Origin of the sequence: Arsenophonus endosymbiont of Crataerina pallida, assembly GCF_964020125.1 — a bacterium.
GTDB lineage: Bacteria > Pseudomonadota > Gammaproteobacteria > Enterobacterales > Enterobacteriaceae > Arsenophonus > Arsenophonus nilaparvatae.
Genome location: NZ_OZ026540.1, coordinates 2,539,171 through 2,564,005 on the forward strand (window position 1 = coordinate 2,539,171; position 24,835 = coordinate 2,564,005).

The following is a 24,835-nucleotide window of genomic DNA, read 5'->3' on the forward strand; positions in this document are numbered from 1 at the left end:
CAGCAATTGAAATGATGGAGTTTTTATTGACGCATCTTTCATTGTGATAATTACCATAATCTACTCGCCAGGTTTACTGAAAAAGGAGTAAAGCCTCTTTCCCTTTTTGGATTGACTTTTGCGCACGGGCGACAGGGGTACTTTCTGCACCGGACTCATGCTTCTTTCATGATTGCTCCTGTTTCAAATTAATATTTATTTTTAGCTGCACGCTTCGCCCACCGTTTAGCCTGATTGAGACAATCCGCTATCATCTTGCCTCGTTTACTCGCTGGCTGTTTGCGGTAATAGCGAATCGCTTCACTTGTGGCTAAACTTGCTACAGATAGAGAAAAGCCGAGCTTTAATAACTCGGCCTTGACATTCGCTTCGATGAATTGTTCTGGGGTCATACTGAATTATCTCCATTTGGCGTATCATCAAATCCTGGTAGTCTTAATTGAGAAAGTGCCATAATGGTTTTTCTGCTTTACGTATCTTATTCAGATGACGCTTACGTAAGTTCATTAAGTCGCTTCCTTTTCTACCAAAATTGTCAAAAGACCATTTATTCGCAGCAACCAACCTGTTTTGCATTTCGCCAATGGTTAAATCCTTCAATTCATTAATATCGAGAGAGGCTAAAGTTGTTTTATCAATCTCTTCTTTTTCTATCAAATTAAGTACCCATTGAGATAGTTGTATAATTAGATTGAAATTCTTAGCAGCAGCGACTATTTGATGCGTCGTAAAATTATCAAGTACTTTTGATTGGAGAATCAACGCAATCTTATTTCTAATCAATCTCCCAGCTTGACCTAAAAATTTTGATATATCATTAACCTGTAAACTTTTATGACCAGCAAAGGCTGCAACCTCATCATTAGTCGCTTCCTTAAAATATTCAGTCATGTCAAAAACACGCCGAAGAAGGTAAAAGCTCTAAAAACTTAATGAACTCCCATTCATGACTGCTAATAATTTAGTATCTAACGTAATTCCTGAGTCATTTATTTGTTGAAACGTGTCTTTTGAAAAAAACATTGATACTCGATTTTTAGAAGAAATTAGTCGGCGTCGTTCAAATAACTGAATAAGAATATACTTTTGCCCCTTGTGTAGATGCGATGTGAATATCGCCTTAACTTTATCAAGATAATGGAGTTGAGCATTGAAAGTCCCTACTGACAAAGGATTGTCTACTATCTCATTTATACCATCTATATCGGTAAAATCAGCAATATTTAATAATTCTCCCTCATCAGGGCTACAACGCCCATCAAACGGAATAAGCTCAGGCTCGTTACCCCAAAAAGATTCGAATTGCTTACTAAACAATGCCTTTATTTCAGCCTGCAAAGATTGAGTAAGCGGAAATCTAATAATTCGTGCACCTGGAACGTCCGTCAATGCAAAAAGATTCATTAAACCTATTCCTTAATTTGCCACACTAATGTCTAAAACCCCATGCTCCCCAAGTTGCACAACATAATTCACAGTAGTGATGTCATTTATTTTTCTTTTGGTTATCATCAGATAGGTTATCCCATCTGCGGTTTCAACTTCATAAAAATGATAGCCAAACAACCCGAGAACAGGGTTTACCTGAAACGCATGCGTGCTCCACAATACAAACAAAAGCATAACGGCAGCCATAGCCCAAGCACCCAAGTCTGGTGCAGATACACCTTTAAATACCAACGGTAATACATACACGGTAAAAAAACCGATAACTTCTTTATCTGCGCTTTTTGCTTTTTTTATACTTATCGGTAAGCATTCAAGATGCGCGCGTGCTCTATTGACTACAACAATTGCAGTCAATCCGAGAATAAGACATGCCACAAGAGCGATTACTGCAAATTGAAACTTATTACTTGTTACAAACACGTATGTTAATGATATAGAAAGTGGAGCAATAGCAGTAAGCGCAAACAAAATACGTATGAGTCGGCTTAACATATTCCCCCCCTTTCCCTCATTTTTTGAGAGGCTTCAAATCATAATAATATTAGAACTGCTGACCTAAAAATACAACGAACATTTTGAAGGTATAAACCCCACGCTTCCACATGGGGCTATGCACTACTGGCTTATTTACCCTATGGATCATGCGAATTCACAAAAAATGTAGTGCACAAACAAGATATAATTAATTGGGTAACAACACAATTAAAACTGACAGTTAATGTGATTTAATGAGTTTTAAGTCATTACTTCGGCATTGCTTTTGTACTTGATAGAAATTTTCATGAGAACCTAAATTTAAAAGATATAATTCTAAGATATAATTCTAATTTATCTTCTACCCAACTATAACCAAGCAATGTTAACTGTTTATTGAGTTGAAATTTATGTATCCTAAGAAAACTTAAATCACCCCTTTTTTGCTCGCCAATTTTTGGATTATCTAATATTTTTTGAATCTCGTCTTCTACCAAAGAAAGAAGCTGATCGGGTAATTTACTTAATGCTTTTGTGAAACGCCTTGTTTCGTAAACATTAATCTTCTGACTTTTTTGTCCTTCTGACATATTGCGACACCTTACCGTTGTCGACTTCATTTTTAGCCAGCAAAGAATCAAGAATAAAAGCGTAGGGTAAATCCGGATTTTCTTCCGCCATCCGTCCAATCTTAGCCCAATGTTCAATCTGCTTTGGCACGCTTCTACTAAAAGTAAGTGCATGACTCTTCACTTCGCTTACAAAGTCATCATCTAAACGTATACTTGTAGCCATATTCAACCTCTCTAACGCTTTTTATGGAATGCTGCGTTGACGCATTGTCTCGAAACAATAAAAATGTCCGGACAATTAATATACGTCATTTTGCTGCATATAGCAACATATAAGCGCGTAAGTAATTTAAGATTTCTTTGTAACAAAGAAAAACCCCGCAAACGCGAGGCTCATAAGTTAGCTGACGTTGTTGTCATCCTTATCACAATATCAGGATTTTTACGTACGTAAAGTATTTTTATGCTATTTTTGTACATGCGGATCCATCTCCAGTTTTATATTCAACATCATCAACATACCTTCAATCACCCCTTCTGCTTTTTGTAATTTTTTCCCTATATGTCCATCTGAGCAGTGGTGTTCATAGGCTAATTGGATGAACGTTTTACCAAATACATAGTATTCAAAAAGTAAATCGTGAATATCACTATTTTTCTGATTTAGTTTAGCCATACAACTTGAAATAATCATGGCATCATCTTCGCAACACTGAGGTCTTGATTTTATTTTGAGCGGAATGAGTCCTTTAAATCCCACCGCTACAGGTGACCAATACACATCTTCTGTGTTATCAGCGGCCCATGCCCCCCAGCGAGCTAATACCTGCTGAATATCTCGCATTAATTCCCCTCCGGCAAAATATGAATAGAGGCATGGTCTCAATGCCCTGCGTTGAATGTTTAATGGTGGTTTAGTGTGTGGGCGCTATCTCTTCGCCCATTCGAAAGGTAATACCTGCCTGATACCAATCCGGTAAGAAAAACTCAATGCGCCCTGAAAATCCATCAAGCCGCATCGTTTTCATTCGTTTTAGCTCACTTTTCATTTGACGGTAGATTTCATCCATTTCACCCACCTTTAGATTTACAGGGGTATTCGCCAGCATCGCTATTTTGGCAATAGTCATCTCGCCATACGTTATTTCTGCATGCGCGGTAAACTCGTAAGGGTCTTCGCCTAGCTTACGATGACAGCCTACGCAGTGCGAAAAACTATTACAGGGGTGATAACGGGTGGCTTTATGTCGTCTTGATTTGAAGTGTGAGCAGTGCAGTTTAGCGCGTTCATACTGAAAATGTCGTCCGCAATAATCGCATATCCAGTTTGTTCTTTCGCGGACTAATTCAGAGAACACGGCATCGTATTTATCCCTTTTTAGTGCCATTAATATTATTTCTCCCAATAAAAAACCCCTCATTGGAGGGGTAGCAATTAATGATTAAATTTAAGGTGATTGATTATTCTTGCCGTCTCTCAATAAAATTCTCTCCGTTTGACCGATTTTTTTATATAATCCGACAACTCTTAACTTATATAATAAATTTTATGCCAATTACTATTCATCCCAAGGCGGGGCAATTACTACTTTGTGATTTTTCTAAAGGATTTAGAGAGCCTGAAATGGTAAAGGCCTCTGGTCCTGTCATAATACTGTCAGGTTTTATTCCTGGGCGAAAAAACTTAGCAACTATCGTATCGTGTAGTACAGTTAAACCCGATATTGTCAGGAATTATCATTATAAGCTCCCTGACCAATCAACTCCTAAAAGTAAACACTTTATGGGTAGAGACACATGGGTAAAAGGTGACATGGTTTATACTGTTGCCTATCACCGATTGGATCTAATCTACTTGAGTAAAAACCGCGAAGGTAAAAGAGATTATTTTACCCAGCGACTTGGAAAAGAACAAATGAATGAAATATATCGTTGTGTTCTTCATGGGATGGGTATGAGTTTTATGTGTCAATACTTGTAATGGAATAATTTGTTATCTTAATTCTGTGTTGCATAAAAATTTTTCCCTGCTAACATTGCTAATGTCTCCTGCGTTAATCACATTCACGATTAGCTGACAGGCTTTAAGACTACTCTAAGGTGCGTCCATTGTAGCCAGCGTGACAAAAAGCGATTGCAAGCTAAGTCAACGCTGAGAATAACCCCCCTTTTATGGGGGTTTTGCTTTTAATCGCTCATTCATCCTGTGCCTGTTTTAATTTCATATATTCCGAGCTTTCCGGTATCGTCACAAAACAACCGATGCCAATCGCCCAGCATTCCACTTTTTGCATAAAGACATGCATTTCCCCCGTATCAAGTTTTGATGTCCTCTTAAGCGTTCTGACGCGCTCTGGCTCCTGTGTGGTCACATCAATACGCTCTACTACCTCATAACCAAGAAAAGTGTGCTTGAGCATTTCCTTCACCTGCTCAGCGGTAAAATTAGCGTTGTTAGCACACAGATATTTGCTTATCTCTCCGCACCACAAATGAAAAAGTGAATTTTGAGAGAGTGAACGGGTTTTACGGTAAGGCTTGATAATGAGTTGATGCGGTTGGTTTGTTGCGAGGACAGCTTTTAGTGTTTGCCAGCCGGATTGTTTCGTTGATTCGTGGAAGAGTAAGTTATCTTCCATCGCTTAACTTCTCTCATCTCCACCCCTTTAGCGGCATAACCGGTTACCTGTTTCCCCGCTATCCGCTGACGCTTTTTCGTCAAAAAATGGATATGGTCTTCATAAACATAACGGTATTCACCATCGACAAGATGTGTTTAAAAGCTTTCATTGGTTGTTTTGCATACTGCACAAATCGTATTAACTCATTGTTTTTAATTTTTTCTTTTGTGCGCACCTCTCTAATGGCTTTTGAGTTTATCAATTGCATTTGTCGCCCCTAATCTGTTGAGATGGAGTCATTAAAGTTGCAAACATATCTATGTGCTTACTGACTTCTCGCACTGCTTGAGTAGGTGACATGCCTGATTCAATGGCTGATTGAAACGTTGCTTGCTCTATCTTCTGCATACAAAGCAAAACACCCAGTTGTTGCTCATTGGCTTTACTTCGCTCACCTGAACATAAACCTGCTAACCGATTCTCAATGTTTGCCAGATTGATGTAGTGATGTTTCTCCGCACCTAAATCACGTAAAGCATCACGGGACTCATGGTAATGAGGTAAATACTCCCTTCTAATAGGTTCAGCGGCTCGTTTTTTAGCAAATGCTTTTGTGACATCCAGTTTAAATTGCGTCATTTTCTCGTGATTACGTCCACGAACAATGCGACACATAAAATCAAACTGGTTTTCATTGAGTAGAACATACTTATGTTCACGCACACCCAGTTGAACAGTATTTAATCGCTCCGTTTGAAACGGAAGGATGCCAAACTCACGTAAGTTTTTTGAATTCTTTCTAATTAATTCATAAAGATGTTTATGTTTAATACTTAGCCGTTTAGCAAACAGACGACTATCTATTCTTGGCTCCGTTCTATGTTGAATTAAAATACCGGAGTCCTCACTTTGGGCACAAAGAAGCCCTTCACGGTTATTCACCATGCGTTGCATTTTCATATTTTTGCCTATTTGATTTTTATTGGGGTAGGTTTAGCGAAGTACAGTGAAATTTTCTATTGATACTTTTGGCAATTTGTCACGCTTTCCAGCTTTGCCATTGCCAACAGTCCAGTAGTAATCCGTCTTCATAAATTGCATTTTGAACATGGACGGCTGGGATAACATTTTCAGGCAATCCTGTTCTGATAGTGCTTTGTCGCTAAAGCGATACCAATGCACAGGCTCGCCACCATCTTTAACAAGGGTTGCTTCAATTTGGTATTTCATTGAGGGAGTTCTGATTATTTGAAGATATTGAAACTGGGTTCAATCTCTAGATACATTGTTGTTCATCCAAACCTGGTCATAGTCACTGTTTGGCATGTTGGCGATGTAATTGTATGGACTTGTATTTTCTTCTGCTAAAAATTGATGCGCCTGTTTATCCAAATACAATGAGATTTTTCCTTCCCACCCTTCCCCATTTCGCTGTTTTTCCAGACACAATATGGAAGCGGGCTCTTTTAAATATTCCTGCTCTTTTTCAGTTAGTATTTGACTAGCCTCTAGTTTCTGTAACGCTCGTTCTCTGCGTTTATTTCGCCAGATGATGAAAAGGTTATCGGCAAGGTCAGTGATTGAACCTGAGCCTTTTACGTCCATTTTTCCTGTGGGTTTTTCTTCACTTTCCGATTTACGGCTGTGTGTCACTAAAATAACATGACTTGAAGTTTTGTTTTTAAAATCACACAAGGCATCCATGAAGGCTTTTTGCCCATTGTAATCATCATCGGCAAGCCCACACTTCATCAGGCTGTCAATGATAAACAGATTGATACCATATCGGCGGTTAGCATATCTAAATATTTCCAGTAATCGTGATGATTTCGCTGTCCCTGTTAAGCCAAACAACCAGAGCCTATCGTCATAAAACTTAAAGGCAGATTCTATTTCTAATTGTGAGGGTAATTTAGCGCATGTTGCCTGACGAGTTAGGCGCTTTAGAAACGTGGCGGGTTTTAACTCAAACGAAGCAACACAGGCTCTCATTCCCTGACGCATCGATTCACACAGAATATGCCCCAATATTTCACTCTTACCGTGTCCATTGACCCCATTGAGTAGCGTTAACTCAGATTCACGATAACTAAAATGGCGATTTAATGACTCCCAAGGTGTCTTGAACAAATATTCCTCTCTACCGTAGAATGCATCCAGCGTACTCTGATAAAAATCTCTCGCTGTGCAGAGTTCTTCAGGGTCAAAATAAGCGGCTGTTTCAAGGTAGTGTACAATTTCCTGTTGTGTCAGGCCAGCCTGTAAACATTCGTTAATGTCCTTGTGGGGAAATTTAACTAAACGACACCGATATTCCCCTAATCGACGAGCAATTTCCAAGGCGGCCTGTTGCCCCACTTCGTCATTATCCATTGACAACCAGATTTCAGTAAAGCGGTCAAGATTATGAAATTCATACTCAATCCACTGTTGTTTTGCCCCACTGCCGCCACCAAAGGGAACCGACAATGCGCTTAACCCGTACTGATGATAACTCATGCAATCAATTTCACCCTCGCACAATATGACTGCACGAATCGCTTTAGGTAACGCTTGCCAGCCAAACAAACAAGGTTCACAATCCGCTTCAACTGAAATGACCTTCTTCCCACTGGGTCTTACTGTGCTAATCCGTTTTACCTGTATCAGCTCGCCTTCTCGCTTGTAAGGGAAGGCTATCGCGGGTATTTCTTTGTTTGCTTCAGCTGACCAAACAACGGCATCACTGACTTGGAATTCTTCTGCCGTTTTGCGGTCTATGCCTCGTGATTGAAGATATTCGTAACAGTCTTTTGGTTTACGGACGGTTTTCTTCAGTGATGCGGGTTGTGGGCGTTTAAACTGTTTTTTCCGTTTTGCTTCAAATGCACCGGATTCATCCACTATCCCTAGAAACTGTTTTGCCTCTGCCATCGCCTGATGCAAACTACAGTCCCTGACCTGAATCCATAAATCGAGTAAATCCCCCTCTGTTCCCTCAGCAAAATCTGACCAAACCTTTTTGCCAGACAGATTAACTTTTAAACTTTTCCTCTGCTCACCATGCACAGAGCCAGCCACCCACTCATGCCCCTCTTTTTTGCCTTCAGGTAAGAGATATTTAGCCACTCTGACAACATCAAGCCATAAGCGCTCAGATAATTCCGTAATCGTTATCATGCTTCCCTCAGATTAAATTTATCAAAACCGTATTGCACAATGCCAGCACTTAGCCAGCCGTAGTTATACCCACGGATGAGTATTGATTTGATAATTGATTTCATGATGATTTTGTTAGAAAAATACCAAGCCGTTACTAACGGTAAACGTTGATGTGGTTGTTGCTTGAGGTTTGGTTGAATGGGATTGTATTACCGGTTTGTCATCCAGCCAGCGTTTGCCATTGAGGTAAGTGGCAGGATGTAATTTTTCAAAGCCAAATTGTTTAGCCTGTAACCTCGAACGGATATCAGCCACAAGAAATTCTGCAAACTGCTCAGGTGTTTCCCCAGTCTCCTTCCGCCACAACTTGAATTGTGTTTTGAAAGCTGATTTGGCGGATTGCTTACCCACTTTGCGCTGAACCTGTGGCCAGAATATGCCTTCAAACGCTAAATCAATTGGATTTTGATTTGCTTTTGCAATTTCAGAGTCTGTTTTTTTAACCTCAGATCGAACGGGTTCGATCAATATGTTTTTATTCTTTGTAGTAATCTCTGTAGTAGTCTCTGTATACGTCTTACGTTTCAACGTAGGGGGTGTTACGTTTTTTCGTAGGAGCTATTACAGAAACTGATTCTAGTTCAGGGTGATTATTAACCCATTGTGTGGCGTTAGTTATCTCATCAATGCGTGCAGGAACAGGTTCAATAAACAAAACATTACAACAAGCCCCGGTTGAAGTATTAATTGTACGGAGTTCTAGGGTAATAATACCTTGCGATTTCAATCGCTTTAAGGCATCAGTCACTTCTCGTTTTGTAAATCCGAACTGATCAGCAAAAGATTGATAACTACGCTGTAATTTGTCACCCTGAAAACGCTTGCGCCAGCCTTTCAGTTCGCCCGTACATTCGTCTCTGATTTCAGTTGGACGATACCAGTAAATAATTTCAGACAGTAGAACAATAGCGGTGCTATCAGGCTTTCCACTTGGCATTTTGATATGATGCCACCAGTTAGCAGGGATAACATTACCAGACAGATTTAGACGCCCAATTTGGTTAACGGTCTCGGTTGGAGTAAGATGTTTCATTGATTACCTCTAATTGATTCTTGACGATGTTTAAGCCTTAATTTTGCATCTTCTAATGCAGCTTTGAGCTTCTTGGCGGCTAATTCTGTGAAAGAGTGATTGACCCTCTCTCGAATAATGTTTTTATGGATATTTGACTGGTAAAATCGTCGTTTTTTTGGCATAATGACCTCGCTGAAATTGAAAGAAAAAAAGGGAAATTCGGTGTTTCCCTTCTCCTTGAAATACTAATTAAATACAACCCTCGACTTGACATTTAGAGGCTTCATCGTTTTTTAACCTTGAAGCTTCTTTTTTTGGCAATCTCAAATGCTCCAGCATGTCTATCAGCTTGCGTATCTCTTCACCTGATATATTCGTTATGACTAAATCCTGCTTCGGTGAATCGTAGCCAATGCAATCAAGCAATTTTGCCATCTTCGGAATTATCCCATCCTCTGACTGCCATCTCGTGATTTGAGAGGGATTTACGCCAATAGCCTGAGCAATTCTTATTGCTGAATGTGCCTGAATGCCATTGCGTATTTTGGCTTCAATGTTTTTTGCATTTGATTTGCGTGTAATCGTGGTTTCCATGTCTACACTTAATCTATAAGTTTCAGATAATAGTTATCCCTCCCGATGGGCTGGGAATTTATAAATCTCCCAATTTCAGGGAGGCCAGGTTGTTAAAGAGCGGTGTAGCTAATAAATCGTAATTATCTGTTATTCACTTTCAGGATGAGGGAATAACTTTGGTAAATCAGGTCTAAAACGGTAAGCGGGAACTTTACCTCCCGTGACTTCAACTAAATCAGGTACAGATTTGGGAGATACTGGTTTTTTACCATTTAACCAATCGCAAATAGTTGATTGAGCCAATCCGCATTTTTTTGCTAATGCTTTCTGACTTCCGGCTATTTTAATAGCAGTTTCTATTCCATAATTTTTCATTAATCGAATATCCTATAGATAAAACCGATTATAAGAATCAATCAATAAACTGTCAATCGTATTTGCTATTTTGCGTATATATCGTTCATGCGATATTATTTGATCAAATATCTTCGAGGGGTTATTCAGGTGAGCTTTTCAGAGAGACTCAAGCAAGCAATGCAAGAAAAAGGATTTAGTCAAGGCGCTTTAGCTAAAGCTGTCGGAATGGCTCAATCAAGCGTATGGCGACTGACGAGTGGCGGCGCATTAGGAACAAAAAAACTAATAAAAATAGCAAAAGTTTTAGATGTTAATCCTGAATGGCTTTCAGATGGTATTGGAAAAATGAAAGCGCATGAAATTAAATCTAATAATCAATTGACTATTGATTCTGTATCGTATTACAAGGACAGGGATAAGGCGTATGAAAAAGATAATGATAATATTTTAAAACTAAAATTATATAACCGCATTGAGTGGGTGCTTTCCCCTAGCGTTAGGGGTGAAGAGGACACTTATTCTGTGTTTTTAATACCTAAAAATATAGTTGAGGAAACCAATAGCTCAATTAAAGATTCAATATCAATAATTGCACCTGATGACAGCATGTCACCGATTATTCAGGAAAATTCTACCGTTGCACTAGATACAAGCATAAAAGATATTAAAAATGGTAAGATTTATTTAGTATCTTATGGTGGTGTATTTATGATACGTGCACTTTACAGTTTACCTGAAAAGAAAATCAAATTAAAAAATTATAAATCTGATGATTACCCAGAATTAATCGTTTCTGCATCAGAGCTACTAATAATAGGGAAAGTCTACTATGTAGCAGGTAAAATCGATTAAACACATAATCAGCCCACTATACAAGTGGGTATTAGTAGCCTTCAACCAATTTATATATTCCAAATCTACTTTTCATTTCAAAAATTAACGATAATCGCTTTTTAGATAAAAAACACTATATTATCATTTAGTTATTTAAAATTATTAATTTTAATCGTTTTTACGATTAACAATTAAAATAGAAAAACCTATTATTAACCCCATCAACTCACTGCAACAGGCAAACGCCAGACAAGACTCCGAGTTATCTGAAACGTTGCCAGACGTTGCTAAGTAGCCAGCCTGAGGCGTATGAACATGAAGGCAAGTGACGACCGTTAAGCCGTACCGCTCTTTAACACTCTTTCGCTGAAAAAGCGTAACCATAAAACACCCAAACAGTCGGTTTTGGGGTGTGTGAAATAGCCAAAATACAGTCATTAAGTTAAAACCAACACCAGGGCACTATTAATATGACTGTAAATTTGACTTGTTAGCTTTATCACACACCACCAAAACCCATTGTCAGGAGGTCATATGTGTAACTTTCATGGTTATGATAATGCTCGCCGTCGTCGACATGAGCGTAGAAGCGCCAAGCAAGCAGCCTATCACTATAACAAAGCGCTTAATATGGCATTAAAAGCAGCGTTAAATCCAAGTAAACCCTCTCAGCAACAAACAACACCAAACACTAAACGCCCTATTCTTTCACTGAAAAGAAAAGTGATAAATCGTGTAGAAAAAGCTATATCAATTCGTCCTACTAAAGTTTATGACGCATTCGATAATTGCTGCTTGCCTAAAGTAGCTTTGTACAGCGCTAAAAAGTTTAACAATAAACCTAAGTCTAATTTTGGAGTCACCGCTAACTGCTAATTGCTAAAGGGGTTAAAATGATTTTGACGGTAGATAAAAAAGCGCTTCTCAGTGCAATGATTTTTCAGGCTAAATGTGATGTCAGATATTATCTTAACGGCATTTGTTTTGCCCCTGACAATAAACTTTATTCGACTGACGGTTATCGAGTTTTTATTGGCGAGCATGAGACTGAATCGCTACATGAAAGCGTGATTATTTCAATTAAAGGCGCAAAATTTACTCGCTTTGACAAGGCACAAATTGATACCCACTCTGGAATTGTGACTTATTTTGATGAAGATGAATTACGTGTTGGTGCAGTAATCTGTGAGGTTATTGACGGGGAATATCCTAACATAGAGCAAGTGATACCAAAGGAAAATAAACCTGTTTCAATCATTGGCTTTAATGCGAGTTATCTCGCAGATATACAGAAAGTCGCCAAGATTTATAACCCCAAATACCAATCAATAAAAATTAAACCTAACGGTAATGACAATGCATCAATTGTCGAATTAAGCGAGAACGTGTCCGTAATCATTATGCCGATGAAGATCTAATTACCGTTTGACCTCCTCCTCGTACTTTAGGGCGAGGAGGAGGTCAACGATTAGCACAAAAATAGGAATATTTTCCAATGGAATCAGAAGAAAGCTTCTTGCGATAGAAAGTTGTTCCAGTCATCAGGCTCCATGCTTCATACTCAAGAGACTCAGAAGCCCATTTCTCTTTGTCAGCATTTTTACCTGTGCTTCAGCGAGAGATTGCTCAAGGAGCAGTATAGACTCTTGTTTCTCGTTAATAGCCTCAAGTAACTTTGTATTTTCCGATTGTATATCGTGGAGTTTTTTCTTTATTTTTTCTTTTCATCAAAGAAACAGGTAAGCTGCTTGGCGCACTCGTGAAAATATTCTGGATTAATTGTAAAGTAATCTGAATATCTTGTACTTAAATGTTTTGTAACATCGTAGATAATGTTTTTTTCAATTAATGAGTTAATTATCAAATCTCCACGGTTACCGCCTAAAAATTTTTTACGGGTATCTACAAACATTGCCAAATAGGTTTTTTCTTCATATGAAAGATTAGCTATTTGAAAAGCAATCTTATTTTTATGGTTAGCCAGTTTTCTATTATCTATAATTAAAGCTAATTCCATTTTAAATAACTTGACCACTCTTTGTGTATTAAGGGCAAGCACAAAAGAAAGCGCAAAAACAAACACATGCCAAACATGAGGTATTCCAATCTTTGCATTAACACTCTGTCCCCAAGATTCAGGGCTGAGCATTAATAGTGAAACCCAAATAATGACAAACCACATAACCCTCTCCAGAGGTTCGCTATTAATAACACGACCAATGATCGCTAAAAGCTCCATTAATTATTCTCAATTAGTTGGGGTGAATTGATTATACATGATTTCATTCGTTGGGGAACGATGAAACCACCTTGCCTGACGTGGTTAAAAGCAGGCAATTAAATTATATTTGCAATCTTTCATTGCAATAACAGGTTCAAATGGGAAATTTAAGGGGATAAAAAATGACCATCGATTGCGAAGATAAAAGAATTATATTCAAAGAAAGTGCTGATTGCATCAGCCAATACGCTGATCACTTTGGCTATTCATCTTTCGGTGACACTAAGAATAGAATTGGCTCAATATCATTTTTTAAGCATGTAATAGAATGGATCGATGATGAAAATACCAGACTGACAAGAGAAACAATTGCAAATATTAAAATGCCTGAAGAACAATTTCTAAGGCTAGCTGAATATATTATAGAGCAGCGTGAGAAGTCAAAAAATGAACAATAATAAAATCCAGATTTGTATTTAATTAAAGTTTAATCCCATCTAGATGAAAGCTTTATTATAATCAAAGAGGAATAATACTCATTAATTTTATACTGATTTTTATCTTGCTGATAGGCTAATGTGCCCAAATCAATCAGGATCCCTTTTTGAACCAATGTTTCTATCAGCGGGTTATTCCTATTGAATTTATTTACTGGGTACTTCAAATCTAAAAACAGACAAATAAAGTCTTTCTCATCATCCGTTAATTGGTCTATATATTTTTCGGCTTTACGCTTATATATCCAATTTAACAGTGAGTAATAAAAAGGCTTTATAAAATTGTAGGTGGCGCCGAGAATGGAAGACATAACATAACTAACACAAAATAATAGAATGTAGTACATCCAATAATTTGGAATAATTTCAGGATTGTAAAAATTTATCCATTCTTTTATCTGTGTTGGTGTAATAATTATTAATATTATCAAGATAATAAGCATATAAATCAATCGGTTTAGTGTTATTCCTTGCAGGAAGAAACGAACAAATTCCTGCCACCAAGTGTTGTTCATAGGCTTAATTTTCTCACTCTGTAAGGGTGAGATTATTTTAGCTCATATCTCCCTGTAGGGGTACAGGAGAAACCACCGAGCCTGATGTGGTGAAAAGACAGGCAACTAATAAATTCAAGGATGTGTGAATGCGGCTCTGCGCCCGTGGGACAGTCAACACTATAAATTATCTTTCAAATAGCTAAATAGAGTTTGATTGCGTTTACCCGTCCGTCATGACTGTAAGCGGACACCGAGAGGCACTCGGCATACATCCTATCTCACACAAATGTATAAGACCTAATCAGGTCTTTTTTATTGCCGAAATTAAGGGTAAAAAATGAACAGCGATGAATTAAGAAAAATACTTGATGAACATAAAGTTTGGGTAGAGTCGCATGGCGAGGATGGATCTAAGGCCAACCTATTTGAAGCCAACCTATATGGAGCCAAACTACGTGAAGCCGACCTACGTGGAGCCAACCTGTGTAGAGCCAACCTATTTGAAGCCAACCTATATGGAGCCAAACTACGTGAAGCCAACCTATATGGAGCCAACCTACGTGGAGCCAACCTATTTGAAGCCAACCTGCCAGAGTTTACATTTATGATCATCGGTGAAACCTATCCAATCACAATCACAAATGGAGAATATCTGCGTGCTGGATGTCAGCATCATTCGGTAGAGAAATGGCGGCAATTTACAAAAGAAGAAATCTCAGGGATGGACGGTAGAAAAGCACTTGAATTCTACCCTCGTTTACTTGACATTCTGGATTTTTACTTGGGTAAAGGTGAACGCCCTGACTGGTTAAACCAAACAGCGCAATAAGAAGGAGTCTGCTCATGAAACTCGATAATCCACGCATTGTAACAGCGAAACATCTCAATATGGGCAATTTGGTTGGAGTAACTAATGGTAGTCGTCATTTGAGCGATGCAAAATACTTAAGCAGCATTGATATATGGAATGACGACGACATGGAAACAAGAACTTTCAAGGAAATTATACAGTGCTTAACAAAAGAAAATGAGCGTCTTAAAAAAGAGAATCGAAGGCTGATGAAAATATATCGTGAAATTGGCGGGCTGTGCAGGACTTGAACCTGCAACCGAAGAATTAAATCCCCTGCTATACCATTCAGCTAACAGCCCAATGATAATTATAGTGCAAGAATTAGAAGAATTTCAGTATTGCCGTTGCAGCACTAATAGTCACAACGATTACACCACCAAGTTTTAAAAGTAATCCAGTAGCAATAGTTTCAACGTCTTTACGAATCAACGCTATCTGACCATCAGTTTTCTCAAAACGTAAATTCATCTCAGCAGATAAGTCTTTGCGAACATCAGCTATCTCAGCAGATAAGTCTTTACGAATATCGGCTATTTGAGCTTCGTTTTTTTCAAAGCGAGCAACCATATCTTTACGTACGTCTTCTAAATCTCTTTTGGTGGCTACATCTGCAACCTCATGCGATCTACGTACGACAAGTGAAATGGCTCTGGCTTGTTCTCTGGAAATGCCAGCACTTTCTAGTTCTTCCGATGCTTGTAGTGCATCAAATGCAACTTGACCCATAGGGAATCCTCCTTTTTGGTAAGTATAACGGATTTCAGGTTCAATCTGCAAAATCTTTCACGTTAATACCTTCATTCGTTTCATTACGGAGAAATATTTTTATGTCAAAATTACATCAACTGATTGCAATAGAAACTAATAGTATTAATGGCGAAACTGTCCAAACTGTTAATGCCCGTGATTTACATGCGTTTTTGGAAAGTAAGCAGGAGTTTGCTAATTGGATAAAAGATCGCATTCAACAATATGGTTTTATTGAACATCAGGACTTTTTGATAAATTTATCAAAAACCCCAAATGGAGGCCGTCCAGCAAAGGAATATCATATTTCCCTCGATATGGCGAAAGAACTATCCATGGTTGAGCGCAACGAAAAAGAGAAACAGGCGAGGCAGTACTTTATTGAATGCGAAAGACAGGCAAAAACTGCTACACATGTTATTCCACAAACACTTCCTGAAGCACTACGGCTTGCCGCTGAAATGGCAGAGAAAGTTCAACACTTGTCGTTAGTTAACAAAGAGCAAAAAACCGAAATCGATAGTCTTAAAAACCTGTTCCAGGTTGGCATGTCACCTGTTCAGTTTTGCAAACAACTTAATGGCGTGAACATCAACCAGGTAAATCTATTTCTAGAATCGCGTCATTTTCTCTACGATGCAGAAAAGGATATCTGCAAGCCCCATGTTTGGCGTGTTCACTCCTATGCGAGAGATACGTATCTAACCGAATCACCTTTTATCATGACAAACGATTACGGGCAACGCCAGTGTTACAAAGTTGTTCTGCTAAAAAAAGGCGCTGCATGGCTATATAACCAATACCTCAAAGGTAAGCTACCAATGAAGAAAGACTGGAACGGTGAATTCACCCACGACAAATATAGTCAGGTGGCATAAGATGACGATGAATCAGGACGTTATTATTGCTCGTATCATTGCGGCATCCAAAGATATTTTTACCTGTGAAAAATCCATTGTGACGCTGAAAGATATTTATCATTCTGCTATACGCCAATATTTACTCAAAAATGGTGACCCTAGAGCGAATTGTGGTTCACTTAGCCCAGAAAAACCGGAATACGAAGGGGTCATCAAATATACAAAGCCTCACTATAGAGCGTTAATGAAGAAAAAGCGTGAACTCTATAACGCGCATCGCCGCCACCGCAGAGCAACACAGACACTACTCAAATATCAATCAAAGAAAACGGACGAATAAAGACCGGATTCTACAAATTAATCCCATCTAAATATCAATTAAGGTTTAAAAACATGAACCAGCTTAAACAGCAGGAGCTTCGCTATATCTTAAATAGTGACAGCTTCTCTCGGAAAGAATCCATAAAAAATATCCCCACCTTGCTAATCATCGCGTTGGCAAGCCTCGTTTTACTGTTAGCAAGATAGGAATAACCCATGACTTTATTTGAATTGACTCAGTTGCTCAAGGAGCAAAGAAAAAGCAATGAGCTTAAGGAGCATAACAAGTATGAACATCAACGTGAAGTGCTTGGACAACAAAACGTTCCTATCAGCTGGCAGGATTTTCGAGGAGATTTTACATGAAAATGCCACGATTGACTGATGATAAGAGATGTAAGTCGAAAGAGGAAGCTATTGCTTATGCAATGCAACAAATAGAGGTTATCAAACAAGGTAAAGAACCCTTATCGCCGTCAATGAAAGAAAAACGTCAAGCAATGGAAATGTACGATAAAGAAGCAAAAGAAATAGAAAAACTAATAACCAAAACATCGACAAATTACCAACCGATAAATACAGAAAATAAAAAATACAACCCTTTCATTGGTCAAGAACTAAGAGATGGACCGTTCGGTGGAAAAATCAGAGGTGATTAGATATGGGAACAGCAACATTAATATTAGGTGAGTCAGGAACAGGAAAAAGTACCAGCTTAAGAAATCTTGATACAAGTAAAACGTTAATCGTTCAATGCATAAATAAACCGCTGCCATTTCCCACTAAACAATGGAAATTAAGAAATAGCGCTAACCCTGATGGCAATGTATATCGTACTGACCAAACCGATAATATCGTAGCCGTTCTTAAAAAAGCGCCACATGAAATTATTGTTATTGATGACTATCAGGCTGTGATGGTTAACGAACTCATGGCAAAGTGCAATGAAAAAAGAGGGTATGACAAATTCACATCTATTGGTAAGAATGCCTGGGATGTGTTTAGAGCTGCTGGCGAGGGTTCAGCGCGCCGGCGTGTTTACATCTTGTCTCACACTCAAACCGATGACTTCGGCAGCGTTCGGATGAAAACGGTCGGTAAATTAGTTGACTCAACACTCGTACCCGAAGGGTATTTTACTATCGTTTTGCGAACACATGTATCAAACGGCTCTTACTCTTTCTCAACTCAATCAAATGGCAGTGATTGCTGCAAAAGCCCTATGGGAATGTTTGATTCTCAGCTCATTGAGAATGACCTGAACGAGATAGATAAAGTTATCTGCAACTATTATGGCATCACGCCACAACAAGAGGAAAATAAAGTATGAATCACAACGTTATTTTTACTTATACAGAAGAATCCGCCCTTGCTGCTTATCAGGGAGGCTTCATTAATGAAACAGGCGCATATGTAATCACTATTACGGAGGCTAAATTAACAAGAAGCGAAGGAGGCGCAGAGTTTATTGAATTCTCGGGTGAATCTGAGGATGGGAAAAAAGTTAACTATCTGAGTATTTGTTGTAAGAAAAATGACGGCACAGTCAACAATTTTGGTCAGAATATGGTCAATGCCATTATGGGATGCGTCGGTATTCAGCGAGTCACCTCGGTTGTTCACAACAATAACCTAGTTGCACCAGAATTTCATGGCAAGAAAGTAGGACTTGTTTTACAAAAAATTCTGAGAACAAAGAAAAATGGTGATGAAAGTTACAGCTTTGATATCCGTATGCCATTTGTAGCAAACACTGGGCAAACGCTTTTAGAAAAAGTTGAAAACAAACCCGCTCAAGCTGTTAAAAATCTATTACGCACTCTGAAAGATAGAGACGAGCGTAGACCAACTAATACGCCAGTAAGCACTGAACAAGTAAATGATGAGTTTACCCCTTTTTGGACGCAGGAGAAATCACCATGTGGATTTTAATCTTAGCCATGTACGCCAGCCCTTACGCATCAAGTAACGTAGCCAGCCTTCATACTCAGGAATTTGACACTGAAAACATGTGTCAATTCGCCGCTAAACAGTTTGAGTGGGAATTTGAAACTTTCAAGGATATCAACGCCAAAGCGATTTGCGTTAAGAAATAAGCTAATTATATCGGAGGTTCAACCATGAAACTTAACATCATCAAATTACTAATCACGACATTATTGTTTATCAGCGCAGCGTTTGCCTTCGAACTGATAGTGGGACATCTTGCACATGCCGATGCCGTCATTGACCCGCAAATCAGGTTTAAACGTGGCGAATTAGGCAATATCCATTTAGGCGGGCAAGAGCTACTGGTTATTAGCATCATGCTAGTGCCAGCTCTTATGGTTTATTTGGGGGTATTCCTCGACACATTGAAGAAATAGTCACAAAACAAGAAGTCATTACCCCACCTAGCTTATTCCACTTAATTAATACTCATTCATCAATTTTAATATTGAAGGATAACTACATGAAAAATTTAATAAATATACAAAATGTTATGCTTCCTAACAGTGAAACAATAGACTCGCAACAATTACTGTTCATGGTTAACGAAACACGAAAAGAATATGGTGAATCACCTATTAGAAATAACGTCTTTATTGATCGCATTAAAGATGAACTTGAAGGAGAGACCTACAAAATTTTTGTAGGTCAAAAAAACGGCGCTGATATTGAAATTATCGAAATGACGCTTAAGCAAGCCCTCCGCGTTGCCGCCCGTGAATCTAAAGCGGTTCGCCGCTCGCTAATTGATAAACTGGAGCAGCAAAGTAAACCACAAAGCGCCAATGAAATTATCGCGGCAATGGCATTAGCTAACGTTGCACAGGAGCGTCGGTTAAAGAGTATTGAACATCAGGTAGAGCAAGTCTCAGAAGAAATCGAACATATCAAACAAGGCACTATCCCAGCCGGTTTCCAAAGCTATAGCTATCTGAAAACAAAGTATGGCTTGAGTGATGCCAAATGTCGGCAATTAGTCATGGCGTGGAATGTGCCTTGCAAAAAGTGCCCCATGTTGCGCCAGGCGGCCAAATTACCCAAATGTCAGTGGTTGATGAAGCAGCCTTTAGAAGTGCACGGCATAACATGATGCTTCAGGCTGAGAAACGTGGCAGTCAGTGGTATCATCCCAAAATGGGGCGCTTTGCTATTTCAGAATAGGAAACTAAATAATGACTGATTTTGTGCCGATATCAACCGGTATTTTTAATGAGAAACAAGGATGTTTCACTTATGCCGATGCTATCAATATGCTCGACTCTGGTAAATTTGATAACGATTTAAAATCTGGATGCACGCTTGTAGGAGCCATATCCAAGGGATGGGAGCATAATTACTTTTCACCCACCGTAGACCAACGTGTAAGTATTTGGCGCTGGATAGTGGCCACTTGCTTTATTATCGAGCAAACCAAAAAGAACGGGATAGTTGAAGTTCAAAATGAGGAGGGTAGCATCGATATTGCGGCGCTTTACGCGAACGACACATCATCAATAACCATTTACCCTGCGGCTGAACGCTTTGCTTTAGCTAATCATGTTGAAAGCATTGCTATTGAGAAGTATGGCAGAGAGCAAGGGCTGGAAATGGCCATCAGGATGTATAACGGTTTTATTACGACTACACCTGAAGACGGGATGATTTTATCTGATTTTGGTCGTGAAAGTCTGACAACGCTCCATGAAGACTATTTAAAGATGCTGCAAGATGAAGGTATACCATTACCTGTCATGGTTCACTAGCAATTACTCAAGAAATCAACCGCTATTTGGTATTTCCGAGCAACTTTAAAAAAGACCAGCGCAAGGCTGGCCAACACCAGGGAAAATGTTGCTGTTAACCAACACACAACAGAAACAATACTACCATAAGTAATTGAATTTGATCAAATTTTGATCAACATTTACATTCATGTAATCAATAACCGGAGAAATACTATGAATAACATCCATGAATACAGAACAACGTTACATCATGTCAAAGCAGGGATGCAGGTTATTTATCATGGTGAGATGATGACAATAATCAGGTTGCGGGAGAAGAAATTAACAAACAAAGGATTGATATATCAATTTGATACCGATGGAGAAAGTGGAACATTAACCGGAAATGGCGGTAATAAAATCACTGTGTTAGAAAAAATAGACGACTTGCATAAAAGTAAAAGTTGGTATGTTTAGGAGATGAAGTGAAGTATGACCTGATACTCGCAGACCCACCCTGGCAATACCAAAACAAAGCATCAAACGGCGCAGCACACAATCACTACAACACCACTGACTTTTACGCCCTCACCCGATTACCCATAGAAACCATCGTTAATGATAACTCCGTACTCTGCATGTGGTACACGGGGAACTTTGCGCTGGAAGCTATCCGGTTAGCAGAAGCATGGGGATTTAAAGTCAAAACCATGAAGGGATTTACTTGGGTCAAGTTGAATAAGTTAGCCAAAGAGCGGATTTCTAAAGCTATCGAAAAAGCCAAGCTGTCTGATGCTGATGACTTTCTGGCATTACTCAATGCTGAAACACGCATGAATGGCGGTAATTATACCCTCAGTAATTCAGAAGATTGCTTAATTGCCATCAAGGGGAAAGGACTAGAACGCAAGGACGCTTCCATCAAACAAGTTATCTACGCCTGTCTCGGTGAACATAGCCAAAAACCCAAGGAAGTCCATTACCGATTAGAGAAGCTCTACGGTGATGTGAAACGTATCGAATTTTTTGCTCGCGACAAAGTGCAGGGGTGGGATATGTGGGGCAATGAAGCGCCTGAGAATAGTGAGAGTTTTTGAATGAGGATAAATAAACATGATTACTTTAGCGGAATGGAATGCAAGGAGGGACAGACCTCGCCGAATGGATACCGTCAGAGGTTGGGTTAGAAATGGGTTAATCCAACCTCCCCCTATCAAGGATGGAAGGGAATATTTAGTTGAAGAATATGCAATCAAAGTTAACGGCATTAACGAAATTAGTAATCAAAGTATGTTGCTGCAAAGGATAGGTCATGACCAGAATCAGAAAAATAAAAAATCGGGATTTGCCCCCTAACCTGTACAAAAGAAAAGGGTATTATTCCTATAGAGACCCACGTACCCGGAAGGAATACGGTTTGGGTAGAAACAAAGCCTATGCAATTAACGAGGCTATCAGTGCGAATCAGTTATTGCTCAATTCAGAGAAAATAAAACCTCTAACAGAAAGGATCGATGGACAGGGAAATGTCTATTTTCATGAGTTTTTAGAAAGATATGAAGATATATTGAAAACAAGAGGATTAAGAGAGAAAACATTAAAAGACTATCGACAGAGAATAGGTGTAATCAGAAAAGGATTCATTGATACGCCGATACAAAACATAACCACAAAAAATATTGCGGATTTTCTTCATACCTTTATTCGTGAAGGAAAAATAACAACAGCAAAAATATTGAGAGTATCTTTGATTGACTGCTTCAAGGAAGCATTAGCTAGTGGTTTAGTACAATTAAATCCTGCAGAACTAACAAAAACACCAAAAATCAAAGTTCAGAGAGCAAGGTTGTCTCTTGATGACTTTAATACTATTTTGAGTTTAATAAATGACGATCATCATTGGTTGAGTCAAGCAATGAAACTTGCTTTAGTTACGGGGCAAAGAGTATCTGATATTGCAAAAATGAAATGGAAAGATATATATGATGGGAAACTATGGATTGTTCAACAAAAAACCGAAACTAAAATAGCAATTCCATTGGATCTTGAAATTGAGTCTACAAAATTAATCAATATTTTGAAGAACATTAATCATGTAGCTGACTTTAGTTATCACAAAAAATAAAAAACAAATTACAGCAGTAAGAATATCAACCGAATTTACAAAATTTAGGGATAAAACAAAATTAGCATGGGACGGCTCGCCTCCATCTTTTCATGAGATAAGGAGTTTGTCAGCAAGATTGTATACAGAAAAAAATGGAAGCGAATTTACTCGTAAATTATTAGGCCATAAGTCAGCAGAAATGACAGCTAAGTATCAAGATGATAGAAACAATAGTTGGATTGAGATTTAAAAAATATAGTGAGCAAATTGTGAATTATAGTGACAATAACCTTGTATCTGTCTGATAAATAATGATTTTAATTTCAGTTAACTACTCCATAAAAAGGTAGATCATATGCGGGAATATTGAGTCCGACAAATCCAATAAATTGCTTCTGTGCTCGCAACTCTACCGCCCACAATCCCCAACCTTGCTGTTGGATAAATTTCTGTCTAATACTTTCAATGAAAGCATCACTTTGTTTTTTTGAAAGTAAGTGTGGGAAATAACGCATAACATCAGGATCACTATTAAGACGATAAAAAGGGAGCCGATCAGCTTCTCGCCATTCCCTTAAAATTAAACGAGGAGTCTTTAGGATAATAACCATGCATTACCAATTGAAAAAGATTTTACTATCAATATAACACAGCATTCTATCACGTTAGCAAAAATGCTCAATTACTTTTGGGTATCTCTTCAATGGCTTCTAATTTTATTACTTTTTCCGATTGATGCTCAATTTTTTCAGATTGGCCTATAAATATACCACCACGCTTAATTGACATATGACTGACTCGACTGATCCCTCGCAATTCACCATGTTCCAGGATATCCAGGTTATTTCCCAAGCAAGCTCCATCAACCAAACCATCAATAATCATATCCGGCGCTTCAATTTCACCTTCAATTTTTCCACCTTGCATGATGTGGATAGTGCCTTCAGTTACTGTGACGTTACCTTTAATATGTCCCCAAACATGAATATCACCTGAAATAGTAACGTTACCTTTAAAAAAACTCTCTTCTGAAATAATTGTTACCTCTTTTTGTTTAGGATCACTTTTCATTACAAATATATTTGTATTGGAAATATCTGACTTTTTATTTCTAAACATCGTGAATAACCTCACTCTTATAAAGATAAATAGCAGGATAAGAACGAATGAAAAAACTAAAACAAAAAACCATGTCTTTGCAATCACATTTGTTATATACAACACCACTACTAGCACCCATAGGAACCAGATAAAATAAAGACAACAATTTTCTCTAACACTAAATGTTTTCATTCTTATCTAATAAACTCATCAAGGATACCTAACCAAAATTATTAAACTGAACTACTAGTATAGAATATCAACTGGCTCTGGTATTGATATAGTGATTAAAACAACAGAAAGGTAATTTATATTGAAATTAATAGCAGACCAAGGCGTAATTGAAACTAACGGTAAACAGAGTAAAAATCCGCATTCCCTATTAGGATACACATAAATCCTTATGCCATATTTAGCTCTGAATACCGTTAAGGCACTCACTATACAATGATTTAGTGCTATGAAATATCAAGTTTGCCGTAAAGATTTATTATATTCCGCTAGCTTTAGTGAAATTAGCTAAAAATTGATCTAATTAGCCCGATTTGTTAATAAAAAAAATTAAAATAATACTAATTAAGTAGCAATATTTTACTTCTCGTCAAGTCAACACCATTGCCAATAATAAACAAGATGCAAGCTACTATCGTGTATTAAAGTCACATCGTTATGTTAGCCTAGCGGGTTGCTGCGAGGATTATTCAGTGCTGATAAGACGTTTACCAACATTTGCCCACAACAAACGTTCTTATTTTTAGTGGAAAATTACCCAATCACTGATGAAATAAAATATGATGGCTGCGGTCAATGTCAAATTGCGGGTATAGCTGGATTGCTGCT

At 38.3% G+C, this 24,835-nt stretch carries 44 protein-coding genes and 1 pseudogene; 22 read left to right on the plus strand and 23 right to left on the minus strand.

Going from position 1 to position 24,835, the window contains the following annotated elements; translation table 11 throughout:
• Positions 1-188 precede the first annotated feature (188 nt).
• The 8 genes and pseudogenes from AACL31_RS13570 to AACL31_RS13605 form a co-directional block, all read right to left on the minus strand.
• The gene (locus AACL31_RS13570; RefSeq protein WP_339053218.1) at positions 189-392 is read right to left on the minus strand and encodes a hypothetical protein; all 204 of its coding nucleotides are present in this window, start codon (positions 390-392) and stop codon (positions 189-191) included.
• A 43-nt stretch (positions 393-435) separates the two neighbouring features.
• Complete coding sequence (locus tag AACL31_RS13575; RefSeq protein ID WP_339053260.1) at positions 436-891, minus strand: hypothetical protein; 456 nt, start codon at positions 889-891, stop codon at positions 436-438.
• A gap of 30 nt (positions 892-921) precedes the next feature.
• Entirely contained in the window at positions 922-1,404 is a 483-nt protein-coding gene (locus AACL31_RS13580) for a hypothetical protein (RefSeq protein WP_339053261.1), read from the minus strand.
• A gap of 12 nt (positions 1,405-1,416) precedes the next feature.
• Positions 1,417-1,941: a hypothetical protein gene (locus tag AACL31_RS13585; protein ID WP_339053262.1), complete on the minus strand. Its 525-nt coding sequence runs from the start codon at positions 1,939-1,941 to the stop codon at positions 1,417-1,419.
• A 223-nt stretch (positions 1,942-2,164) separates the two neighbouring features.
• Positions 2,165-2,513, minus strand: a pseudogene (locus AACL31_RS13590) (type II toxin-antitoxin system RelE/ParE family toxin).
• Positions 2,482-2,718 (minus strand): TA system antitoxin ParD family protein, encoded by a 237-nt coding sequence (locus tag AACL31_RS13595; protein WP_310513212.1) that lies wholly within the window; start codon positions 2,716-2,718, stop codon positions 2,482-2,484. Before AACL31_RS13595 ends, AACL31_RS13590 begins: the two are co-directional and overlap by 32 nt.
• A gap of 243 nt (positions 2,719-2,961) precedes the next feature.
• Positions 2,962-3,339 (minus strand): antiterminator Q family protein, encoded by a 378-nt coding sequence (locus tag AACL31_RS13600; protein ID WP_310513211.1) that lies wholly within the window; start codon positions 3,337-3,339, stop codon positions 2,962-2,964.
• 70 nt (positions 3,340-3,409) lie between these two features.
• Positions 3,410-3,883: a hypothetical protein gene (locus AACL31_RS13605; protein WP_310513241.1), complete on the minus strand. Its 474-nt coding sequence runs from the start codon at positions 3,881-3,883 to the stop codon at positions 3,410-3,412.
• 161 nt (positions 3,884-4,044) lie between these two features.
• On the opposite strand from AACL31_RS13605, the gene AACL31_RS13610 reads away from it, so the two are divergent.
• Positions 4,045-4,476, plus strand: coding sequence for a hypothetical protein (locus AACL31_RS13610; protein WP_339053263.1), 432 nt, complete (start codon positions 4,045-4,047; stop codon positions 4,474-4,476).
• A 214-nt stretch (positions 4,477-4,690) separates the two neighbouring features.
• On the opposite strand, the gene AACL31_RS13615 is transcribed toward AACL31_RS13610, so the two are convergent.
• From AACL31_RS13615 to AACL31_RS13655, 9 genes are all read right to left on the minus strand, one after another.
• Positions 4,691-5,134, minus strand: a complete 444-nt coding sequence (locus AACL31_RS13615) for a recombination protein NinB (protein ID WP_339053264.1) — start codon at positions 5,132-5,134, stop codon at positions 4,691-4,693.
• Between the two features lie 240 nt (positions 5,135-5,374).
• A complete protein-coding gene (locus AACL31_RS13620) occupies positions 5,375-6,076 on the minus strand; it encodes a Rha family transcriptional regulator (protein WP_310513247.1) in 702 nt (233 codons plus the stop codon).
• Positions 6,077-6,109: 33 nt separating this feature from the next.
• Complete coding sequence (locus tag AACL31_RS13625) at positions 6,110-6,346, minus strand: DUF1187 family protein (protein ID WP_339053265.1); 237 nt, start codon at positions 6,344-6,346, stop codon at positions 6,110-6,112.
• Between the two features lie 39 nt (positions 6,347-6,385).
• Positions 6,386-8,272 (minus strand): toprim domain-containing protein, encoded by a 1,887-nt coding sequence (locus AACL31_RS13630; RefSeq protein ID WP_339054018.1) that lies wholly within the window; start codon positions 8,270-8,272, stop codon positions 6,386-6,388.
• A gap of 117 nt (positions 8,273-8,389) precedes the next feature.
• A complete protein-coding gene (locus tag AACL31_RS13635; RefSeq protein WP_339053266.1) occupies positions 8,390-8,785 on the minus strand; it encodes a DNA replication O domain protein in 396 nt (131 codons plus the stop codon).
• A gap of 49 nt (positions 8,786-8,834) precedes the next feature.
• A complete protein-coding gene (locus AACL31_RS13640; protein ID WP_339053267.1) occupies positions 8,835-9,350 on the minus strand; it encodes a hypothetical protein in 516 nt (171 codons plus the stop codon).
• Positions 9,347-9,514, minus strand: coding sequence for a DUF2740 family protein (locus AACL31_RS13645; RefSeq protein ID WP_310513698.1), 168 nt, complete (start codon positions 9,512-9,514; stop codon positions 9,347-9,349). The genes AACL31_RS13640 and AACL31_RS13645 overlap by 4 nt, the downstream gene beginning before the upstream one ends.
• 67 nt (positions 9,515-9,581) lie before the next feature.
• On the minus strand, positions 9,582-9,926 hold the full coding sequence (locus AACL31_RS13650; protein WP_339053268.1) for a CII family transcriptional regulator: 345 nt from the start codon (positions 9,924-9,926) through the stop codon (positions 9,582-9,584).
• Positions 9,927-10,055: 129 nt separating this feature from the next.
• Positions 10,056-10,283, minus strand: a complete 228-nt coding sequence (locus AACL31_RS13655; RefSeq protein ID WP_310513149.1) for a helix-turn-helix domain-containing protein — start codon at positions 10,281-10,283, stop codon at positions 10,056-10,058.
• Between the two features lie 129 nt (positions 10,284-10,412).
• On the opposite strand from AACL31_RS13655, the gene AACL31_RS13660 reads away from it, so the two are divergent.
• The gene (locus tag AACL31_RS13660) at positions 10,413-11,117 is read left to right on the plus strand and encodes an XRE family transcriptional regulator (RefSeq protein WP_310513148.1); all 705 of its coding nucleotides are present in this window, start codon (positions 10,413-10,415) and stop codon (positions 11,115-11,117) included.
• 150 nt (positions 11,118-11,267) lie between these two features.
• Here AACL31_RS13660 and AACL31_RS13665 read toward each other — a convergent pair whose 3' ends face one another.
• Positions 11,268-11,483: a hypothetical protein gene (locus AACL31_RS13665; RefSeq protein ID WP_310513147.1), complete on the minus strand. Its 216-nt coding sequence runs from the start codon at positions 11,481-11,483 to the stop codon at positions 11,268-11,270.
• 150 nt (positions 11,484-11,633) lie between these two features.
• On the opposite strand from AACL31_RS13665, the gene AACL31_RS13670 reads away from it, so the two are divergent.
• Positions 11,634-11,975, plus strand: a complete 342-nt coding sequence (locus AACL31_RS13670) for a hypothetical protein (RefSeq protein ID WP_310513146.1) — start codon at positions 11,634-11,636, stop codon at positions 11,973-11,975.
• 17 nt (positions 11,976-11,992) lie between these two features.
• Positions 11,993-12,517, plus strand: coding sequence for a hypothetical protein (locus AACL31_RS13675; RefSeq protein ID WP_339053269.1), 525 nt, complete (start codon positions 11,993-11,995; stop codon positions 12,515-12,517).
• A 293-nt stretch (positions 12,518-12,810) separates the two neighbouring features.
• Here AACL31_RS13675 and AACL31_RS13680 read toward each other — a convergent pair whose 3' ends face one another.
• Positions 12,811-13,338 carry a super-infection exclusion protein B gene (locus AACL31_RS13680; protein WP_339053270.1) on the minus strand — a complete coding sequence of 176 codons (528 nt, stop codon included), beginning with the start codon at positions 13,336-13,338 and terminating at the stop codon, positions 12,811-12,813.
• Positions 13,339-13,502: 164 nt separating this feature from the next.
• Between AACL31_RS13680 and AACL31_RS13685 the strand changes: the two genes are divergently transcribed.
• Positions 13,503-13,778: a hypothetical protein gene (locus AACL31_RS13685; protein WP_310513159.1), complete on the plus strand. Its 276-nt coding sequence runs from the start codon at positions 13,503-13,505 to the stop codon at positions 13,776-13,778.
• A 29-nt stretch (positions 13,779-13,807) separates the two neighbouring features.
• On the opposite strand, the gene AACL31_RS13690 is transcribed toward AACL31_RS13685, so the two are convergent.
• Positions 13,808-14,332, minus strand: coding sequence for a super-infection exclusion protein B (locus AACL31_RS13690; protein ID WP_310513160.1), 525 nt, complete (start codon positions 14,330-14,332; stop codon positions 13,808-13,810).
• Positions 14,333-14,651: 319 nt separating this feature from the next.
• Here AACL31_RS13690 and AACL31_RS13695 point away from each other — a divergent pair, with 319 nt between their 5' ends.
• On the plus strand, positions 14,652-15,143 hold the full coding sequence (locus tag AACL31_RS13695) for a pentapeptide repeat-containing protein (RefSeq protein WP_339053271.1): 492 nt from the start codon (positions 14,652-14,654) through the stop codon (positions 15,141-15,143).
• Positions 15,144-15,157: 14 nt separating this feature from the next.
• Positions 15,158-15,415, plus strand: a complete 258-nt coding sequence (locus AACL31_RS13700) for a hypothetical protein (protein ID WP_339053272.1) — start codon at positions 15,158-15,160, stop codon at positions 15,413-15,415.
• A gap of 73 nt (positions 15,416-15,488) precedes the next feature.
• Here AACL31_RS13700 and AACL31_RS13705 read toward each other — a convergent pair whose 3' ends face one another.
• Positions 15,489-15,893 carry a hypothetical protein gene (locus AACL31_RS13705; RefSeq protein ID WP_339053273.1) on the minus strand — a complete coding sequence of 135 codons (405 nt, stop codon included), beginning with the start codon at positions 15,891-15,893 and terminating at the stop codon, positions 15,489-15,491.
• A gap of 101 nt (positions 15,894-15,994) precedes the next feature.
• On the opposite strand from AACL31_RS13705, the gene AACL31_RS13710 reads away from it, so the two are divergent.
• The 15 genes from AACL31_RS13710 (at position 15,995) to AACL31_RS13780 (ending at position 23,144) form a co-directional block, all read left to right on the plus strand.
• Positions 15,995-16,792 (plus strand): antA/AntB antirepressor family protein, encoded by a 798-nt coding sequence (locus AACL31_RS13710; protein ID WP_339053274.1) that lies wholly within the window; start codon positions 15,995-15,997, stop codon positions 16,790-16,792.
• 1 nt (position 16,793) lies between these two features.
• Positions 16,794-17,114, plus strand: a complete 321-nt coding sequence (locus tag AACL31_RS13715) for a hypothetical protein (protein WP_310513104.1) — start codon at positions 16,794-16,796, stop codon at positions 17,112-17,114.
• 197 nt (positions 17,115-17,311) lie between these two features.
• Positions 17,312-17,461: a hypothetical protein gene (locus tag AACL31_RS13720; protein ID WP_290607096.1), complete on the plus strand. Its 150-nt coding sequence runs from the start codon at positions 17,312-17,314 to the stop codon at positions 17,459-17,461.
• Positions 17,458-17,754: a hypothetical protein gene (locus AACL31_RS13725; RefSeq protein ID WP_310509880.1), complete on the plus strand. Its 297-nt coding sequence runs from the start codon at positions 17,458-17,460 to the stop codon at positions 17,752-17,754. The genes AACL31_RS13720 and AACL31_RS13725 overlap by 4 nt, the downstream gene beginning before the upstream one ends.
• 2 nt (positions 17,755-17,756) lie before the next feature.
• Entirely contained in the window at positions 17,757-18,425 is a 669-nt protein-coding gene (locus AACL31_RS13730; RefSeq protein WP_339053275.1) for an ATP-binding protein, read from the plus strand.
• Entirely contained in the window at positions 18,422-19,027 is a 606-nt protein-coding gene (locus AACL31_RS13735) for a DUF669 domain-containing protein (protein ID WP_339053276.1), read from the plus strand. Before AACL31_RS13730 ends, AACL31_RS13735 begins: the two co-directional genes overlap by 4 nt.
• Positions 19,015-19,191: a hypothetical protein gene (locus AACL31_RS13740; RefSeq protein WP_310513101.1), complete on the plus strand. Its 177-nt coding sequence runs from the start codon at positions 19,015-19,017 to the stop codon at positions 19,189-19,191. The genes AACL31_RS13735 and AACL31_RS13740 overlap by 13 nt, the downstream gene beginning before the upstream one ends.
• A gap of 24 nt (positions 19,192-19,215) precedes the next feature.
• Positions 19,216-19,461: a hypothetical protein gene (locus tag AACL31_RS13745; protein WP_339053277.1), complete on the plus strand. Its 246-nt coding sequence runs from the start codon at positions 19,216-19,218 to the stop codon at positions 19,459-19,461.
• Positions 19,462-19,547: 86 nt separating this feature from the next.
• On the plus strand, positions 19,548-20,174 hold the full coding sequence (locus AACL31_RS13750) for a hypothetical protein (protein ID WP_339053278.1): 627 nt from the start codon (positions 19,548-19,550) through the stop codon (positions 20,172-20,174).
• Between the two features lie 82 nt (positions 20,175-20,256).
• On the plus strand, positions 20,257-20,826 hold the full coding sequence (locus AACL31_RS13755) for a hypothetical protein (RefSeq protein WP_310513203.1): 570 nt from the start codon (positions 20,257-20,259) through the stop codon (positions 20,824-20,826).
• 195 nt (positions 20,827-21,021) lie between these two features.
• Positions 21,022-21,264 (plus strand): hypothetical protein, encoded by a 243-nt coding sequence (locus AACL31_RS13760; protein ID WP_339053279.1) that lies wholly within the window; start codon positions 21,022-21,024, stop codon positions 21,262-21,264.
• Positions 21,265-21,272: 8 nt separating this feature from the next.
• Entirely contained in the window at positions 21,273-21,884 is a 612-nt protein-coding gene (locus tag AACL31_RS13765) for an MT-A70 family methyltransferase (protein ID WP_339053280.1), read from the plus strand.
• A gap of 16 nt (positions 21,885-21,900) precedes the next feature.
• Entirely contained in the window at positions 21,901-22,143 is a 243-nt protein-coding gene (locus tag AACL31_RS13770) for an excisionase (protein WP_310513683.1), read from the plus strand.
• Positions 22,100-22,912, plus strand: a complete 813-nt coding sequence (locus AACL31_RS13775; protein ID WP_339053281.1) for a phage integrase Arm DNA-binding domain-containing protein — start codon at positions 22,100-22,102, stop codon at positions 22,910-22,912. Before AACL31_RS13770 ends, AACL31_RS13775 begins: the two co-directional genes overlap by 44 nt.
• 22 nt (positions 22,913-22,934) lie before the next feature.
• Complete coding sequence (locus AACL31_RS13780) at positions 22,935-23,144, plus strand: tyrosine-type recombinase/integrase (protein WP_339054019.1); 210 nt, start codon at positions 22,935-22,937, stop codon at positions 23,142-23,144.
• A 73-nt stretch (positions 23,145-23,217) separates the two neighbouring features.
• Here AACL31_RS13780 and AACL31_RS13785 read toward each other — a convergent pair whose 3' ends face one another.
• Both AACL31_RS13785 and AACL31_RS13790 read right to left on the minus strand, forming a co-directional pair.
• Complete coding sequence (locus tag AACL31_RS13785; RefSeq protein WP_310512894.1) at positions 23,218-23,505, minus strand: GNAT family N-acetyltransferase; 288 nt, start codon at positions 23,503-23,505, stop codon at positions 23,218-23,220.
• Between the two features lie 67 nt (positions 23,506-23,572).
• A complete protein-coding gene (locus AACL31_RS13790) occupies positions 23,573-24,013 on the minus strand; it encodes a polymer-forming cytoskeletal protein (protein ID WP_310512895.1) in 441 nt (146 codons plus the stop codon).
• Positions 24,014-24,835: the final 822 nt, after the last annotated feature.